This window comes from Cryptosporangium sp. NPDC051539 (assembly GCF_044454545.1).
In the GTDB taxonomy this organism is placed as follows: domain Bacteria; phylum Actinomycetota; class Actinomycetes; order Mycobacteriales; family Cryptosporangiaceae; genus Cryptosporangium.
The window spans coordinates 111979-127239 of the sequence record NZ_JBITDV010000005.1 but is presented as its reverse complement, the minus strand read 5'-3'; the positions used below and the strand labels follow the sequence as shown (position 1 = coordinate 127239).

The 15261-nt window shown below is 70.9% G+C and carries 14 protein-coding genes; 7 read left to right on the top strand and 7 right to left on the bottom strand.

The features are described 5' to 3' along the window. Window positions 1–288 precede the first annotated feature (288 nt). Window positions 289–2814, top strand: coding sequence for an ATP-dependent Clp protease ATP-binding subunit (locus ACIBZJ_RS17060; RefSeq protein ID WP_395930442.1), 2526 nt, complete (start codon window positions 289–291; stop codon window positions 2812–2814). Window positions 2815–2877: 63 nt separating this feature from the next. Here ACIBZJ_RS17060 and ACIBZJ_RS17055 read toward each other — a convergent pair whose 3' ends face one another. Next, window positions 2878–3762, bottom strand: coding sequence for an A/G-specific adenine glycosylase (locus tag ACIBZJ_RS17055; RefSeq protein ID WP_395930440.1), 885 nt, complete (start codon window positions 3760–3762; stop codon window positions 2878–2880). A 142-nt stretch (window positions 3763–3904) separates the two neighbouring features. Here ACIBZJ_RS17055 and ACIBZJ_RS17050 point away from each other — a divergent pair, with 142 nt between their 5' ends. Continuing rightward, a complete protein-coding gene (locus ACIBZJ_RS17050; RefSeq protein ID WP_395930438.1) occupies window positions 3905–4597 on the top strand; it encodes a hypothetical protein in 693 nt (230 codons plus the stop codon). 64 nt (window positions 4598–4661) lie between these two features. Here the strand turns inward: ACIBZJ_RS17050 and disA are convergent, their stop codons facing one another. From disA to ACIBZJ_RS17025, 5 genes are all read right to left on the bottom strand, one after another. Then, window positions 4662–5759 (bottom strand): DNA integrity scanning diadenylate cyclase DisA, encoded by a 1098-nt coding sequence (disA, locus tag ACIBZJ_RS17045; RefSeq protein ID WP_395930436.1) that lies wholly within the window; start codon window positions 5757–5759, stop codon window positions 4662–4664. 141 nt (window positions 5760–5900) lie between these two features. After that, window positions 5901–7304 carry a DNA repair protein RadA gene (radA, locus tag ACIBZJ_RS17040; RefSeq protein ID WP_395930434.1) on the bottom strand — a complete coding sequence of 468 codons (1404 nt, stop codon included), beginning with the start codon at window positions 7302–7304 and terminating at the stop codon, window positions 5901–5903. Between the two features lie 76 nt (window positions 7305–7380). Next, window positions 7381–8187 carry a hypothetical protein gene (locus ACIBZJ_RS17035; protein ID WP_395930432.1) on the bottom strand — a complete coding sequence of 269 codons (807 nt, stop codon included), beginning with the start codon at window positions 8185–8187 and terminating at the stop codon, window positions 7381–7383. A gap of 138 nt (window positions 8188–8325) precedes the next feature. Further along, window positions 8326–9153, bottom strand: coding sequence for a UbiA family prenyltransferase (locus tag ACIBZJ_RS17030; protein WP_395930430.1), 828 nt, complete (start codon window positions 9151–9153; stop codon window positions 8326–8328). Then, window positions 9154–9891 (bottom strand): hypothetical protein, encoded by a 738-nt coding sequence (locus ACIBZJ_RS17025; protein WP_395930428.1) that lies wholly within the window; start codon window positions 9889–9891, stop codon window positions 9154–9156. A 453-nt stretch (window positions 9892–10344) separates the two neighbouring features. Between ACIBZJ_RS17025 and ACIBZJ_RS17020 the strand changes: the two genes are divergently transcribed. From ACIBZJ_RS17020 to ACIBZJ_RS17005, 4 genes are all read left to right on the top strand, one after another. Further along, window positions 10345–10827 carry a CarD family transcriptional regulator gene (locus ACIBZJ_RS17020; protein WP_395930426.1) on the top strand — a complete coding sequence of 161 codons (483 nt, stop codon included), beginning with the start codon at window positions 10345–10347 and terminating at the stop codon, window positions 10825–10827. A gap of 4 nt (window positions 10828–10831) precedes the next feature. Next, on the top strand, window positions 10832–11557 hold the full coding sequence (gene ispD, locus ACIBZJ_RS17015) for a 2-C-methyl-D-erythritol 4-phosphate cytidylyltransferase (RefSeq protein WP_395930424.1): 726 nt from the start codon (window positions 10832–10834) through the stop codon (window positions 11555–11557). A 68-nt stretch (window positions 11558–11625) separates the two neighbouring features. Beyond that, window positions 11626–12174, top strand: coding sequence for a 2-C-methyl-D-erythritol 2,4-cyclodiphosphate synthase (ispF, locus tag ACIBZJ_RS17010; protein WP_395931230.1), 549 nt, complete (start codon window positions 11626–11628; stop codon window positions 12172–12174). 54 nt (window positions 12175–12228) lie between these two features. Then, window positions 12229–13515 carry an AAA family ATPase gene (locus tag ACIBZJ_RS17005; protein ID WP_395930422.1) on the top strand — a complete coding sequence of 429 codons (1287 nt, stop codon included), beginning with the start codon at window positions 12229–12231 and terminating at the stop codon, window positions 13513–13515. Here ACIBZJ_RS17005 and ACIBZJ_RS17000 read toward each other — a convergent pair. Continuing rightward, the gene (locus ACIBZJ_RS17000; protein WP_395930420.1) at window positions 13490–14854 is read right to left on the bottom strand and encodes a GH1 family beta-glucosidase; all 1365 of its coding nucleotides are present in this window, start codon (window positions 14852–14854) and stop codon (window positions 13490–13492) included. The genes ACIBZJ_RS17005 and ACIBZJ_RS17000 overlap by 26 nt on opposite strands. Window positions 14855–15021: 167 nt before the next feature. On the opposite strand from ACIBZJ_RS17000, the gene ACIBZJ_RS16995 reads away from it, so the two are divergent. Next, a complete protein-coding gene (locus ACIBZJ_RS16995) occupies window positions 15022–15237 on the top strand; it encodes a hypothetical protein (RefSeq protein WP_395930418.1) in 216 nt (71 codons plus the stop codon). The last annotated feature ends 24 nt before the right edge of the window (window positions 15238–15261 follow it).

Below are 15261 nucleotides of genomic sequence, written 5' to 3'. Positions count from 1 at the left end.
CCCGCTGAACGTGCCACCCCGCTGAACGTGCCACCCCGCTGAACGTGCCGGGCGTCGCGTCCGTAATCTGCAGGTACGGGTAGCGGCGGCGGTTGTTCGCTCTCAGCGGACAGCTGGTCGGAAGTGCTCGTTCCGCCTCACCGTTGTATGAACCGTAGTTCGCAGGGGTCCTGATCCGGTCCCCACGGCGGGTGGCCGGAGGTCATCACCCGACTACAGTGGTGGGACGGGCGCCATCAGGTGCTCGCGACCACACGGTGCTCACCGGCACGTGAGGAGCAACGAGGGATGTTCGAGAGGTTTACCGACCGCGCGAGGCGTGTTGTCGTCCTGGCTCAAGAAGAAGCCCGGATGCTCAACCACAACTACATCGGCACCGAGCACATCCTGCTCGGCCTCATCCACGAGGGTGAGGGCGTCGCGGCCAAGGCGCTCGAGTCCCTGGGGATCTCGCTGGAGGGTGTTCGCCAGCAGGTCGAGGAGATCATCGGGCAGGGACAGCAGGCGCCGAGCGGGCACATCCCGTTCACGCCGCGAGCCAAAAAAGTGCTCGAGCTGTCGCTCCGCGAGGCGCTGCAACTTGGCCACAACTACATCGGCACCGAGCACATCCTGCTCGGCCTCATTCGCGAGGGTGAGGGCGTGGCCGCCCAGGTCCTGGTGAAGCTGGGGGCGGACCTCAACCGGGTTCGTCAGCAGGTGATCCAGCTGCTCTCGGGCTACCAGGGCAAGGAGCCGGCCGGCTCCGGTGCCCCGGCCGAAGGCACGCCGTCCACCTCGCTCGTCCTCGACCAGTTCGGTCGCAACCTGACGCAGGCCGCGCGCGAGCAGAAGCTCGACCCGGTCATCGGTCGGGAGAAGGAAATCGAGCGGGTCATGCAGGTGCTGTCCCGCCGCACCAAGAACAACCCGGTACTGATCGGTGAGCCCGGCGTCGGCAAGACCGCCGTCGTCGAGGGTCTGGCCCAGGCCATCGTCAAGGGCGAGGTGCCCGAGACGCTGAAGGACAAGCAGCTCTACACGCTCGACCTCGGTGCGCTGGTCGCCGGGTCGCGCTACCGGGGCGACTTCGAAGAGCGCCTGAAGAAGGTCCTCAAGGAGATCCGCACCCGGGGCGACATCATCCTGTTCATCGACGAGATCCACACCTTGGTGGGTGCGGGTGCCGCCGAGGGCGCGATCGACGCCGCGTCGATCCTGAAGCCGATGCTGGCCCGGGGCGAGCTGCAGACGATCGGCGCCACCACGCTCGACGAGTACCGCAAGTACGTCGAGAAGGACGCCGCTCTCGAGCGCCGGTTCCAGCCGATCCAGGTCGGTGAGCCTTCGCTGGCGCACACGATCGAGATCCTCAAGGGTCTGCGTGACCGCTACGAGGCGCACCACCGCATCTCGATCACCGACGGTGCTCTGGTCGCCGCGGCGACGCTGGCCGACCGGTACATCTCCGACCGCTTCCTGCCCGACAAGGCGATCGACCTGATCGACGAGGCCGGCGCCCGGATGCGGATCCGGCGGATGACCGCTCCGCCAGACCTGCGCGAGTTCGACGAGCGCATCGCAGGTGTGCGGCGCGAGAAGGAAAGCGCGATCGACGCGCAAGACTTCGAGAAGGCCGCCTCTCTGCGCGACAAGGAGAAGCAGCTGCTGGGCCAGAAGGCGCAGCGCGAGAAGGAGTGGAAGGCCGGTGACCTCGACGTCGTGAGCGAGGTCGACGACGAGCAGATCGCCGAGGTGCTGGCGAACTGGACGGGCATCCCGGTCTTCAAGCTCACCGAGGAAGAGACCAGCCGTCTGCTGCGCATGGAGGACGAGCTGCACAAGCGGGTCGTCGGCCAGGAGCAGGCGATCAAGGCGGTCTCGCAGGCCATCCGGCGTACCCGGGCCGGCCTGAAGGACCCGAAGCGTCCCGGTGGTTCGTTCATCTTCGCCGGCCCGTCCGGTGTGGGTAAGACCGAGCTCTCGAAGGCGCTGGCCGAGTTCCTCTTCGGTGACGAAGACGCGCTGATCCAGCTCGACATGTCGGAGTTCCACGACCGGTACACGGTGTCCCGGCTCGTCGGTGCGCCTCCCGGCTACGTCGGTTACGACGAGGGTGGGCAGCTCACCGAGAAGGTGCGCCGCAAGCCGTTCTCGGTGGTCCTCTTCGACGAGGTCGAGAAGGCTCACCCGGACGTCTTCAACACGCTTCTGCAGATCCTGGAAGACGGTCGTCTGACCGACGGCCAGGGCCGCATCGTGGACTTCAAGAACACGGTGCTGATCCTGACCTCGAACCTGGGTACCCGCGACATCGCCAAGGCGGTTTCGCTCGGCTTCCAGGCCGGCAACGACACGACCAGCAACTACGAGCGCATGAAGCTCAAGGTCCAGGACGAGCTGAAGAACCACTTCCGTCCGGAGTTCCTCAACCGTATCGACGACACGATCGTCTTCCACCAGCTCACCGAGGACGAGATCGTCGAGATCGTCGACCTCATGCTCCACCGGGTGGACACGGCTCTGAAGAACAAGGACATGGGGCTCGAGCTCACCGACGGCGCGAAGAAGCTGCTGGCGGCGAAGGGTTACGACCCGGTGCTGGGTGCTCGGCCGCTGCGCCGGACGATCCAGCGCGAGATCGAGGACACGCTGTCGGAGAAGATCCTGTTCGGCGAGCTCACCGCCGGTCAGATCGTCGTCGTCGACGTGACCAACACGGACGAGGCCGACCGCACCAAGGGCGAGTTCACGTTCCGCGGCGCCGACAAGCCGGCTCCGCTGCCCGACGCGGTGACCGCCGAGATCGCCTCGGGCGAGACGGCCGCCGAGTAAGGCACACGCGACAACGAGAGGCGGGCCCCTGACGGGACCCGCCTCTCGTCATGTCCGGGCCCGTCAGACCCGAGCGCCGGGCAGGGCGAAGGTGCCGTCGGGGAGCGGGTCGACCAGACCGTCGGTCACCAGGCCGTCCAAGGCCCTGGCCCGCTGGACCGGCTCGTGCCAGACGACGTCCAGCGCGGACTGCGGGACCGGCCCAGAAGCGTCGCGTAGCACGGCCAGCAGCCGCCCGCGGACCTGGCGATCGGTGCCCGCGTACCCCTGTGCCCGCCGTACCGGCCCGTCGTAGGCGGGTTTCCCGGCCCGGAACCAGGCGCAGTCCGCGACGACCGGACAGTCCGCACAGCGGGGCGCACGGGCCGTGCACACCAGCGCCCCGAGCTCCATCACCGCCACCGCGTATCGCGCCGCCACCGCGGGGTCGACCGGCACCAGTGGCTCGGCCAGCGCCAGATCACGGGCGGCCGAGCCCGGAGCGGAGTCGGCGACGCCGGTGACCACACGGCTCAGCACCCGGCGCACGTTCGTGTCGACGACCGCGTGCCGCTGCCGGTACGCGAACGAGGCCACCGCCCGTGCCGTGTACGCACCGACGCCCGGCAGCGCGAGCAACGCGTCCAGGTCGGTCGGCAGCTCACCGCCGTGCTGCGACGTGATCGCGACCGCGCATTCGTGCAGCCGCAGCGCCCGCCGCGGGTAGCCGAGCCGGCCCCACATGCGCACGGCCTCACCGGGCTCGTCCGCGGCCATCGCGGCCGGTGTGGGCCACCGCGTCAGCCAGGCATCCCAGGCCGGGAGAACCCGTGACACCGGGGTCTGCTGCAGCATGATCTCGCTGACGAGGACGCCCCAGGGGCTGGCGTCGTCGGTGCGCCACGGGAGGTCGCGGGCGTTCTCGTCGTACCAGTCGAGCACGTGCGCGACGAAGGGGAGCGTTGACATCGCACCTGATGGTGCCAGATTCGGCACCGTACCGAGAATCCGACAAATTGGACATGGGGGCGATGAAGGTCTCCACGTCGGGTTGAGACCAGCGGCGCGCCTGCACGCATCACCGGTCCCGGGGCGATACGGTTCCCCCACCATGAACTGGACGGTCGGACCCCACCCCTCCGGCGTCTATTGGCGCCGCCGCCTGCTGATCTTCGTCCCGCTGCTCATCGTCCTGCTCGCGCTCGCGTCCTGCCTGATCGCGCGCGGTTCAGGTGGTGACGAGGCGAAGCTCGCCGGCGTGAACCCGACGAGTGCTGCGCCCGCGGCCGGCGGTAGTTCGCCGGATCCGGGTCAGTCCGGCGCCGGCTCGGCCCCGAGCCAGGAGTCGCCCGATTCGGCGACGTCCGCGCCCGCCGCGCCGGCCGGCGGCTCGACGACCGATGCGGCCTCCTGCCCAGACTCGGCCCTGACGCTGACCGCCGTGCCGTCCGACGGCGCGGTCCGGATCGGTGAGTTCGCACAGATGCGGCTGGTCGTGAAGAACTCGTCGCAGACCGCGTGCCGCCGGGACGTCGGCTCCGACGAGCAGGAGCTGAAGATCATGTCCGGGGCGACCCAGGTGTGGTCGTCCGACGACTGCAGCTCCCGCGCGGACGCGTCGGCGGCGAAGGTCGAGCGCAAGATCGTGCCCGGCGAGACGCTCAACTACTACATCAAGTGGGGCGGCACGACGTCGTCGAAGAACTGCGTCACCGGCGCTCCGGTGAAGCCGGGCCAGTACCAACTGGTGGCCCGCCTCGGCACGCTGGAAAGCAAGGCCGTGTCCTTCGCCGTCAGTCCCTGACGGCAGTCGGTCCCTGACGACACCGGGGCCGTGTGGCCCCGGGCGACACGGGTCTCAGCAGGCCCTAGACGTAGCGTTCCAGGATCGAGGACTCCGCGAGGCGGGACAGACCCTCGCGGACGGAGCGGGCCCTGGCGTCGCCGACGCCCTCGACGGCACGCAGGTCGTCGACCGTGGCGCCCAGCAGCTTCTGCAGGCCGCCGAAGTGCTCCACGAGCCGGTCGATGACCGCACCGGGCAGCCGCGGGACCTTCGCCAGCAGCCGGTAGCCCCGCGGGCTCACCGCACCCTCCAGCGCGTCGGCGGTGGCCGGGTAGCCGACGCCCCGGGCGACCAGCGTCAGGTCGAGCAGTTCGGTCGCCGACAGCCGATCGAGATCGTCCAGCACGTCCTCCACCGACCGGGACCGACGTCCGGCCGGCAGGTAATCGCGGATCACCAGCTCGCGGTCGGCGTCGACGCCCGCCATCAGCTCGTCGAGCTGGAGCTTGAGCAGACGGCCGTCGGTGCCGAGCTCGATCACGTAACCGGCGATCTCGTCGGAGATGCGGCGGACCATCTCGAGCCGTTGCGTCACCGACATCGCGTCGCGGACCGTGACCAGGTCTTCGATCTCCAGCGCCGAGAGCGTGCCGGAGACCTCGTCGAGCCGGAGCTTGTAACGCTCCAGCGTGGCCAGCGCCTGGTTGGCCTTGGAGAGGATCGAGGACGTCTCGTCGAGCACGTAGCGCAGGCCGTTGACGTAGAGGCCGATGATGCGCATCGACTGGCTGACCGAGATGACCGGGAACCCGGTCTGGCGCGACACCCGCTCGGCGGTGCGGTGCCGGGTGCCCGACTCCACCGCCGGTATCGACGGATCGGGCATCAGGTGCACGGCCGCCCGGAGGATCCGCGAACCGTCGGTGGACAGCACCAGCGCACCGTCCATTTTCGCCAGTTCGCGCAGGCCGGTGGGAGTGAACTCGACGTCGAGCGGAAAGCCGCCGGTGGAGATCGCGTCGACGGTCTTGTCGTGCCCGAAGACGATCAGGGCCCCGGTGTGGCCGCGCAGGATCCGGTCGAGGCCGTCTCGCAACTCGGTGCCGGGCGCGATCCGGGCGAGCGTCTGCCGGAGCTGCTCCTCGCGCTCCGTCCCGACCACGGCAGTACCTCCAGGCATCTGATTCTCCGGCAGTCTACGGCGGCCACACCGCTCTTCGCGGTGTGGGCCTGCTGGCGGCGCCGTGTCGGGGTGCCGACAGATGCCGCTCACTGCCCCTCCCCACCGCCCAGGATGCCCGTTCGGGGCAAGGACGATACGTCAGGACAGGCTACGCATCGTCGCGCTGAACGCGTGCCCCAAAGCGGTGCGGATGTCATCGACCTCGGTCACCCGCATGCCGGCCGGCTTCCGTTCGATCGAGCCTGCCGGTACCAGCGCCTGTTTGAACCCCAGCCGGGCGGCCTCGGCCAGCCGGCGCTCGACCCCGCCCACCCGCCGGACGTCGCCGGAGAGCCCGAGTTCGCCGATCGCCACCAGATCGGGCGATAGCGCTTCGTCGCTCGCCGCGGACGCCACCGCCAGCGCGATCGCCAGGTCACAACCCGGCTCGGTGACCTTCGCGCCGCCGACCGTCGCGGTGTAGACGTCTTTCTCGGCCAGGCGGACCCGGCCGCGCCGGTCGGTCACCGCCAGGATCATCGCCACCCGGGCCGAGTCGAGCCCGCTGACCGCCCGCCGCGGCGTGGGCAGAGGAGTAGGCGCCACCAGCGCCTGCACCTCGGCCAGCATCGGCCGGACGCCCTCGACGAGCACCGAGACGCAGGTACCCGGCACCGCCTCGCTGTGCCGGGTGAGGAACAGCCCGGACGGATCGGCCAGGCCGCGGATGCCCCGGTCGTGCATCTCGAAACAGCCCACCTCGTCGGACGGGCCGTACCGGTTCTTCACCGCGCGGACGAGCCGCAACGTGGAGTGCCGCTCGCCCTCGAAGTGCAGCACGACGTCGACCAGGTGCTCGAGCACCCGCGGGCCAGCGACGTTGCCGTCTTTCGTCACGTGGCCGACGAGGATCGTCGCCAGGTTGCGTGCTTTCGCCGACGCGATCAGCGCCGAGGTGACCGCCCGGACCTGGGTGACGCTGCCGGGCGCACTGTCGAGCGCGGGCGACGAGATCGTCTGCACGGAATCGACGACGAGCAGGCCGGGGGAGACCGCCTCGACGTGGCCCAGCACCGCGGAGAGGTCGGTTTCGGCGGCCAGGTAGAGCGCGGGGTGCAGCCGGTCGGTGCGGTCGGCACGCAGCCGCACCTGGGCCGCGGACTCTTCCCCGGTGACCACCAGCGCCGGAGGGCCGCCGGCCGCCGCGTACCGGTGGGCGACCTCCAGCAGCAGCGTCGACTTGCCGACGCCGGGCTCGCCGGCCAGCAGCAGCACGGCACCCGGCACCAGGCCGCCGCCCAGGACCCGATCGAGCTCGTCGACCCCGGTCGGGCGGGCCTTCGCGGCCCGGACGTCGACCTCGCCGATCGGCCGGGCGGGCGCGGTGACCGGGCCCGGCCCGACCTTCTGCAGCGCTACCGGCCCGGCGCCTGCTTCGTCGATCGTGCCCCAGGCCTGGCACTCGGGGCACCGCCCGACCCACTTGGGAACGGTGAGGCCGCACTCGGAGCAGCGGTACGCGGGCCGCTCACGGGAGCTCTTGGTAGCGGTGCGGGGTGGCATGCGCGAGACCCTACGGGCCGGATGCGACAAAAAAACGCGGCCGGGAAGCCCCGGCCGCGTTCATCGAAGACCGGGCCTACTCGTGCCCGCCCTCTTCGTCGCCCGAATGGGTCAGCGAGGTGCGGGGAAGCGGCGTGCCGGGAGGCGCGAACGGCAGTTCGAGCGTGATCGCACCGGCCCGCTCGAACTTCAGCGTCACCGTGATCATCATGGCCGTGTCGAGCCGGCTGCCGGTCGACACCATGACCAGCTGCGGGCCGGGCGCGTCGAGCGCGACGAACTTCCCGGCCGGGAGCTCCAGCGGAAGCGTGGTGCCCGGGCTCGCCGTCGGCACCGGGGAGACGACCACCGGAGAGGGCGTGCCGCGCGACGGGGCCGGGCTGGGCTGACCGTTGCTGAGCGTCGGGGCCGGGGTGCCGGTCTCGACCGCGCCGGACGGGGTGTTCGTGGCACCGGCCGGGATCGTGCCGCCTGCCGACGGCGACCCGGTCTCGGACGCCGGAGCGCTCGGCTCCTCGGAGGCCTGACCACCCTCGGCCACGACCCGGAGCTGCACCGACCGGGTCAGGTCGCTCGACGCCGAAACCAGGCGATCGGCCGTGGCACCGTTGTTGACCAGGCGCATCGTCAGCGGCACGTCGCTGCCCGAGGGCCAGGTGACGCCCTCGGCCGGGAACGCGATCATCGCGTCCCGGACCACGAGGTCGCCGACGTGCGCGTCGACGCCCTGGATGGCCGGAACCTTCATCGCCGTCTCGGCGACCTGGCCGGCGCTGCACCCGGTGAGCGCGGCGGCGCCGACGAGGCCAAGCGTGATCAGGGTCGCGGCCCGGCGGCCGCGCCGCCTCGGAATTCCGGCTGACCGAGTGGTCGAGCGGCTCACGGCGGCTTCCTCTCGTGTGCACACCTCGGGTATCTACGATGTGTAGACCGGCATAGCGTAGTGTCTGGCCGGATCAGGCCCGTGCATCGGGTCGGCGTGCCGCGCGAAGCAACCTGCCGACTACCCCGAAACCCCAGGTCATGCCCCCAGCGACGACCCGCTGAGCAGCAGCAGGCAGACGTCGGCGCCGGCCGCGACGAGCACGGCCCGGAACAGCGCCCGCGATCCCGGATGGCGCCCGAGCAGCGCGCCCACGGCCAGCACCACCGCGCTCGCGGCCAGAAGGCCCCAGGCGAGCGGCCCCGGAGCTCCGGGCGGCCCGAACGTCAGCAGAACCGCCACCAGCCCGAGCAGCGCTGCCGCGATCACCTCCGACGCCCGCCGGCCCAGCCGGTGCGGCAGCCCGGAAATACCGGTCGCCGCGTCGTCCTCCAGGTCGGCGAGGACGTTCGCGAAGTGCGCCCCGGTGCCCAGGGCGGCACCGGCGAGCAGGAGCCAGGGCGGCGGCCACGGCGAGCCGGGCAGGCCGAGCGTGACGAACGCGGGTGCGGCCGCGAACGCCAGCGCGTACGGCAGGGCGGAGAACGGCGTCGCTTTCAGGCGGACGTTGTAGGCCAGCGCGCAGCCGACCGCGGCCAGGTGCACCAGCCCCGCTCGCCAGCCGGAGAGGAACGAGAGCGGGACGCACGACACGCCGGCGATCAGCGCCGCCCGCCCGACGAGCGAACGGGACACCGCTCCGGCGGCCACCGGCTTACCGGTCCGCCCGACGGCGGCGTCCCGCTCGGCGTCCAACCAGTCGTTGTGCCAGCCGGTGGTGAGCTGACCGGCCAGCACGGCCGCGGCGACCGCCACCAGGCCGGGCAGCGGCCGGCCGGAGGCGGCCGCCAGCGCGGTGACGCCCGCGGTCACCGCGAGCGTCGGTTCCGGGTGACACGAACGCAGCAGAGCGGGGATGAGCCTCACTCAGCGGATCGTCAACGCAGCCAGCTCCGGCCGCAACGTGGCCGGGTCGGTGACGTTCGGCACGATCCGCCGGATTCTGCCGTCGGTACGGATCAGGACCGCGGTCGGGCCGGTGGCCGAGACCCCGGCGATCGCGGTCCGCGCCATCGCCGTCGGGTCGGCCAGCGAGACGAGCCGGTTGGCCGCCAGCCCCGGTAGTCGGGTAATCGCTTGGCTACTCTCAGTGACCCAGATCACGGTCAGCTGGGTCTCGTCGGTCGCGGTCACCAGTCGATTCCGAACTACGGAACACGTGGTGCACCCGGCCGGCGAGATGAGTAGGACGGCCGGGCGGAACTCACGCAGCGATGACGTCATCCCCCCGTCGCCGGAGAGCGACAGCGCGGGTACCAGGCCGCCCGCGACCCCGACCGCGACGCTCGGGCTGGCCAGCGGCTCGCGACGCGGCGGGCGGCTCGGCTTCGGCAGCACGATCACCATCAGGCTGCCGATCGCGGCCACCAGGAACAGGATCAGGGCGAACAGTGGCCCGGACAGCCCCGGACGCAACCACCGCCGCCGACGCCTGACACGTCTCTCAGCTGCGATTTCGGCGCGTACCGACTCCACCTCGTCGGACAGGTCGCGAAGGTCGTCGGGGACGACGATCGTGCCCCACTCCGGCGGTAGCCCCCGGATCTCACCGTCGCGACCAGCGCCATCGCTGGCCGGTTCGTCACTGTCAGGTCGGCGGCTCATCGGCGCCTCCACCACGCTCTCGCCCTACTGTGACCGACCGATCGACAGCGCGCCACCTCAGTCCCAAAACAGTGGAGAAATCATTCGATCCCGTGCGCGTCGGGCCTGCGTCGGTCGACGAGGGATGATTCACGTATTCGCTGCGCTCGCCCTTCGGAATCCGTAGGCAGGGGGCCGGGTCAGGGGTTTCACCCCTACGCTCACCAGGGACTTCATCGAGGTCGAGGGCGTTGCGGCCGATCTCACATCGTGGGCCCACCGAGCCGCCGTACCGTCCTTTGTGAGGGGCCCGGCGACCGGCGATGACCAGCGGACCGATCAGAAACCGGTCTCGCGTGTCAAGCTTCCAAGAGTTTTGTCACGTCCCCTGACCTGCGGTTTCGGTGGCCTGGACCAGGCCCGAACACCGTGACGCCGTGTTATCCTTGACACAGCGAAAGGGGTTTCCGACTCATGACTTTCACCGTCGGCGAGACCGTTGTCTACCCCCACCACGGGGCCGCTCTCATTGAGGCCATCGAAACCCGGGTCATCAAGGGTGTCGAAAAGCAGTACCTCGTCCTGAAGGTCGCCCAGGGTGACCTCACTGTGCGCGTCCCGGCTGAGAACGCTGAAATCGTAGGCGTCCGTGAGGTGGTGGGCGAGGAGGGTCTGGACAAGGTCTTCCAGGTTCTCCGCGCTCCCCACACCGAAGAGCCGACCAACTGGTCCCGTCGCTACAAGGCCAACCTCGAGAAGCTCGCCTCCGGCGACGTGAACAAGGTGGCCGAGGTCGTCCGCGACCTGTGGCGGCGCGACAAGGAGCGTGGGCTCTCCGCCGGCGAGAAGCGCATGCTCGCGAAGGCCCGTGACATCCTCGTCGGCGAACTCGCCCTCGCCGAGGGCACCGGTAAGGACGACGCCGAGCTGCTGCTCGACAAGGTCCTGGCCTCTTGATTTGATGGTGTCCAGGTCGGACACCCCGCAGGACACCGTAGCGCTCGTCCCGGCCGCAGGCCGGGGCGAGCGTCTTGGTCCGGGGGCCCCGAAATCCCTCCGCCACCTCGGCGGCGAACCGCTGGTCGTGCACGCGGTGCGGCGCCTGGCCGCCGCACGCAGTGTCGCCGCGGTCGTCGTGGCCGCACCGCCGGGAGCGGCCGACCTGGTCCACGACCTGCTCGCGCCGGTGATCACCACCGCCGAGCTGCTGGTCGTCGAGGGTGGCGGTACGCGTCAGGCCTCGGTCGCCGCCGCACTGGCCGCGGCCCCCGGCCACTGCGACGTCGTGCTCGTCCACGACGCGGCCAGGGCGCTCGCGCCGCCCGAACTCGCCGACGCCGTCGCCGCCGCGGTCCGCGCCGGGCACCCGGCCGTCGTCCCGGTGCTGCCGGTCGTCGACACGGTGCGGCAGCTGGGTCCGGACGGCGTCGTCTCCTCCACTGTCGACCGCGAGCTGCTGCGGCTCGTGCAGACGCCCCAGGGCTTCGCCCGGGCGGTACTGGCCGAGGCGCATGCCGCCTGCGACGACTCCCTCACCGACGACGCCGGGCTGGTCGAGCGGCTCGGGCTGCCGGTACACACCGTGCCGGGGCACCCGAACGCGCTGAAAGTCACCCGCCCGTTCGATCTGGTCGTGGCGTCCGCCGTGCTCGCCTCGGAGAGCGCCATGGCAGGCTCTCGGGTGTGACGACGACACCCGAGGAGATTCCCGAGCTCGGCGCCGATCTGCCCGCCCCGATCAGCCCGGCCCCCCTCATGCCGGTCCCGATCAGTCCGGCCCCGATCAGCCCCGCGCCTGCGGGCGCGCCGTTGCTCGTCGGTGACCCGGCCCCGCGTCTACCGCGGGTGGGCATCGGCACCGACGTACACGCCTACGACGAGAGCCGCGAGTGCTGGGTCGCCGGGTTGCAGTGGCCCGGCCGGCCCGGACTCGTCGGCCATTCCGACGGCGACGTCGCGGCCCACGCGGCCTGCGACGCGCTGCTGTCCGCGGCCGGCCTCGGAGACCTGGGCAGCAACTACGGAACCGATCGTCCGGAGTGGGCGGGTGCGTCCGGCGTCACGCTGCTGGCCGAGACCTCGCGGCGCGTCCGGCAGGCGGGATTCCTGGTCGGGAACGTCGCGATCCAGCTCGTCGGCGTCTCGCCCCAGATCGGCCCGCGACGGGCGGAAGCCGAAGGCACGCTCGGCACCGTGCTGGGCGCGCCGGTCTCGATCTCCGCGACCACCACCGACGGCCTGGGCTTCACCGGCCGCGGCGAAGGCCTGGCCGCCATAGCAACGGCCCTGATCCTCACCCTCTGACAAAACCGACAAGGTCTGACCGGGCCGCCCACCAAGAAACGGTAGGGTGCGGGGGTGACGCCCCGGTCGGAGGACGATCCGCTCCTGGCTAGTTTGCTCGCTGCGGTTACGGCCGCGTCGAACGACGTCCCGTTACGGCTGCACGTCGCCGGCCTGCTGCTGGACCGTGGGCGCGCCGCCGAGGCCCTCGAGCACTGTTCCACAGTGCTCCGCTCCGACCCGGCCAACGAGGAAGCGATCGCGCTGCTGCGCCGCGCGTCCGCCGAGCTCGGCGCCGCGCGTCCGGGCAGCCGGATCGCCGCCGACCGGCCCAGCGCCGACCCCGCGATGGTCGGTCGCTCCGGCTTCGATTGGGACGCCGCCGAGGCCCAGGTCCAAGACTTACCGCAGACCGACCAGGTCCCCGACGGGCTGCCCGACCCGGTCGGCCCCGGTGACGTCGACGGGGTGGTCGTCACCGACCTGACGCTGGCCGACGTCGCCGGTGCGATCGACGCGAAGGAGCGGATCGAGCGGGCCATCGCACCGGTGCGCAACCCGGCGTTCGCCCGCGCGTTCGGCATGCGGACGACCGGCGGCGTGCTGCTCTACGGGCCGGCCGGCTGCGGCAAGGCGTTCCTGGCCCGCGCGATCGCCGGCGAGCTCCGGGCGAACTTCTACCGCATCGGGCGGGCCGACGTGCTCGACCGGCCGACGCCCACCGCGGCGCTGATGGCGTCGAGCTCGGCCGCCGAGCGACGCCTGCGTGCGGTGTTCTCGACCGCGCGGCGCAGCGCCCCGTGCGTGTTGTTCCTCGACGAGGTCGACGCGATCGGGCCGAAGCGGTCGCGGCTGCAGAACCCCAGCCCGCTGCGGACGGTCGTCAACCAGCTGCTGTTCGAGCTCGACTCGCTGGCCCGGGCCGACTCGGGGGTGTTCGTCGTGGCGTCCACCAGCCGCCCGTGGGACCTCGATCCGGCCCTGCGCCGCGCCGGGCGGCTCGACCGGATGGTGCTGGTCGCGCCACCGGACGTCTCGGCGCGCAGCGCGATCCTGCGGTACCAGCTGCGGAACCGGTTGGTTGCCGACTTCGATCTCGGCGACATCGCCGAGGCCACCGCCGGATACTCGGCGGCCGATCTGAGGCGGGTCGTGGAGTCGGCGGTCGACTCGGCGTTGTCGGACTCGCTGCGGGCCGGTCAGGCGCGTCCGATCGAGGAAGCGGATCTCACCGCGGCGGCCCGCCGGGTGCGGCCGAGCGTAGGGGTCTGGCTGGACCTCGCTCGTGCCGCCGCCGGGCCCTCCGAGGGCAGCTACGAGGACCTGCACGCCTACCTCAGAGCGCACCGCCGGAAGACTTAGCGATCACCGAGCGGTACCAGTCGTACGACGCCTTGGGCGTCCGCTTCAGCGTGTCGTAGTCGACGCGGACGAGCCCGAATCGCTTGTCGTAGCCCTCGGCCCACTCGAAGTTGTCGAGGAACGACCAGCAGAAGTACCCCCGGACGTCGACCCCGGCGGCCATCGCCGCGTGCACCGCCCGCAGGTGTGCGTCCAGGTACGCGATCCGGTCGTCGTCCTGGACCCGGCCGTCCGCGTCCGGCCGGTCGTCGTAGGCGGCGCCGTTCTCGGTGATGTAGACCGGCGGCAGCGCGGGTCCGTACCGCGCCACCAGGTCGGTCAGCAGCTCGGTGAACGCCTCCGGCACCACCGGCCAGCCCATCGCGGTGGTCGGGACCCCGGGGTACTCGACGATCTCGGTGCCCAGCTGCTCCGGACCGCCGGCCTGCACGCGGTGCGGGTTGTAGAAGTTCACCCCGAGGAAGTCCAGCGGCGTCGAGATCAGCGCCAGGTCGCCGTCGCGGATCACCGAGAGGTCGGCGCCCCGGTAGATGGCGGCCAACTCGTCGGGATACCGGCCGGCGAACAACGGATCGCCGTAGGTCTGGTTGTGCAGCAGGTCCAGAACCGCGGCCGCGGTGACGTCGGCCCGGTCGGACGAGGCCGGGTGTACCGGCGCCATCGCGTTCGTGATGCCGATCTGGCCGGCCACGCTCGCGCTCTTCAACGCCGACACCGCCAGCCCGTGCCCCAGCAGCTGGTGGTGCGCGACCGGGAACGCACCCGCGAGCAGCCGGTGCCCCGGTGCGTGGGTGCCGAGCGCGTAGCCGAACGCGGTCACGACGAACGGTTCGTTGAGCGTGATCCAGTAGCTGACCCGGTCGCCCAGGCGCTCGGCGACGACCGCCGCGTACTCGGCGAACCGTTGGGGGATGTCCCGCTGCATCCAGCCGCCGCGGTCTTCCAGCGCCTGCGGGAGGTCCCAGTGGTAGAGCGTCGCCGCCGGGCTGATGCCGCGGGCGAGCATCGTGTCGACCAGGCGGTCGTAAAAATCGAGACCGAGCGGGTTGGCCGGACCCTCGCCCGTCGGCTGGATCCGGGGCCAGGCGATCGAGAACCGGTAGGCGCCGACGCCCAGACCGGCCATCAGATTGAAGTCGTCGAGATAGCGGTGGTAGTGGTCGTCCGCGACGTCGCCGGTGTCACCGTTGTGGGTCTTCCCCGGCGTGTGGCTGAACGTGTCCCACACCGACGGACCGCGCCCGTCCTCGGCTACCGCGCCCTCGATCTGGTACGAGGCGGTGGCTACTCCCCACACGAAGTCGGAGGGGAACTGAGGGAACTGCGCGGGTCCCGTCACGGGGGCAGCTTAGCCGCCGAATCGGATGCGATCGTCACGCGAGTTAGAGCCGTTGTTTCGTCCACATTAAGGTAGTAATGAGTGGCTTGCAACCTGAATTGTCCACCGGTTAGCGCCAGGTGTGTCGATAGTCATACAGTTGAGGTGGAAGGAAGGAAGTGATTTAGATGTCGCTTGCTGTGGCGGCCGAGGCGCTGTTCGTCAGTCCGCTGCAACCCTCCGAGCACCCCAGCCCGGAGGAAGTGGAAGCTGCGATCGATGACAGCCTGCGGGAATTCGGCGGCCCGTCCGGCTGCGCCTGCTGGCTCGCGGCGGAGTACGGAGAACATCCGGAAATCGCCGCCGATCGTATGCGGTGGGCACTCGGGCTCACCACCAACTGACCCGGCGGGACGACCCTCACCAGG

What these genes read in the sequence shown, in the direction of transcription:
- ACIBZJ_RS17025 (WP_395930428.1), bottom strand. Translation starts at nt 9,891, where the DNA reads ATGAGCCGCCGACCTGACAGTGACGAACCGGCCAGCGATGGCGCTGGT.
- radA (WP_395930434.1), bottom strand. Translation starts at nt 7,304, where the DNA reads ATGCCACCCCGCACCGCTACCAAGAGCTCCCGTGAGCGGCCCGCGTAC.
- ACIBZJ_RS17050 (WP_395930438.1), top strand. Translation starts at nt 3,905, where the DNA reads ATGAACTGGACGGTCGGACCCCACCCCTCCGGCGTCTATTGGCGCCGC.
- ispD (WP_395930424.1), top strand. Translation starts at nt 10,832, where the DNA reads ATGGTGTCCAGGTCGGACACCCCGCAGGACACCGTAGCGCTCGTCCCG.
- ispF (WP_395931230.1), top strand. Translation starts at nt 11,626, where the DNA reads ATGCCGGTCCCGATCAGTCCGGCCCCGATCAGCCCCGCGCCTGCGGGC.
- ACIBZJ_RS16995 (WP_395930418.1), top strand. Translation starts at nt 15,022, where the DNA reads ATGTCGCTTGCTGTGGCGGCCGAGGCGCTGTTCGTCAGTCCGCTGCAA.
- disA (WP_395930436.1), bottom strand. Translation starts at nt 5,759, where the DNA reads ATGCCTGGAGGTACTGCCGTGGTCGGGACGGAGCGCGAGGAGCAGCTC.
- ACIBZJ_RS17020 (WP_395930426.1), top strand. Translation starts at nt 10,345, where the DNA reads ATGACTTTCACCGTCGGCGAGACCGTTGTCTACCCCCACCACGGGGCC.
- ACIBZJ_RS17055 (WP_395930440.1), bottom strand. Translation starts at nt 3,762, where the DNA reads ATGTCAACGCTCCCCTTCGTCGCGCACGTGCTCGACTGGTACGACGAG.
- ACIBZJ_RS17060 (WP_395930442.1), top strand. Translation starts at nt 289, where the DNA reads ATGTTCGAGAGGTTTACCGACCGCGCGAGGCGTGTTGTCGTCCTGGCT.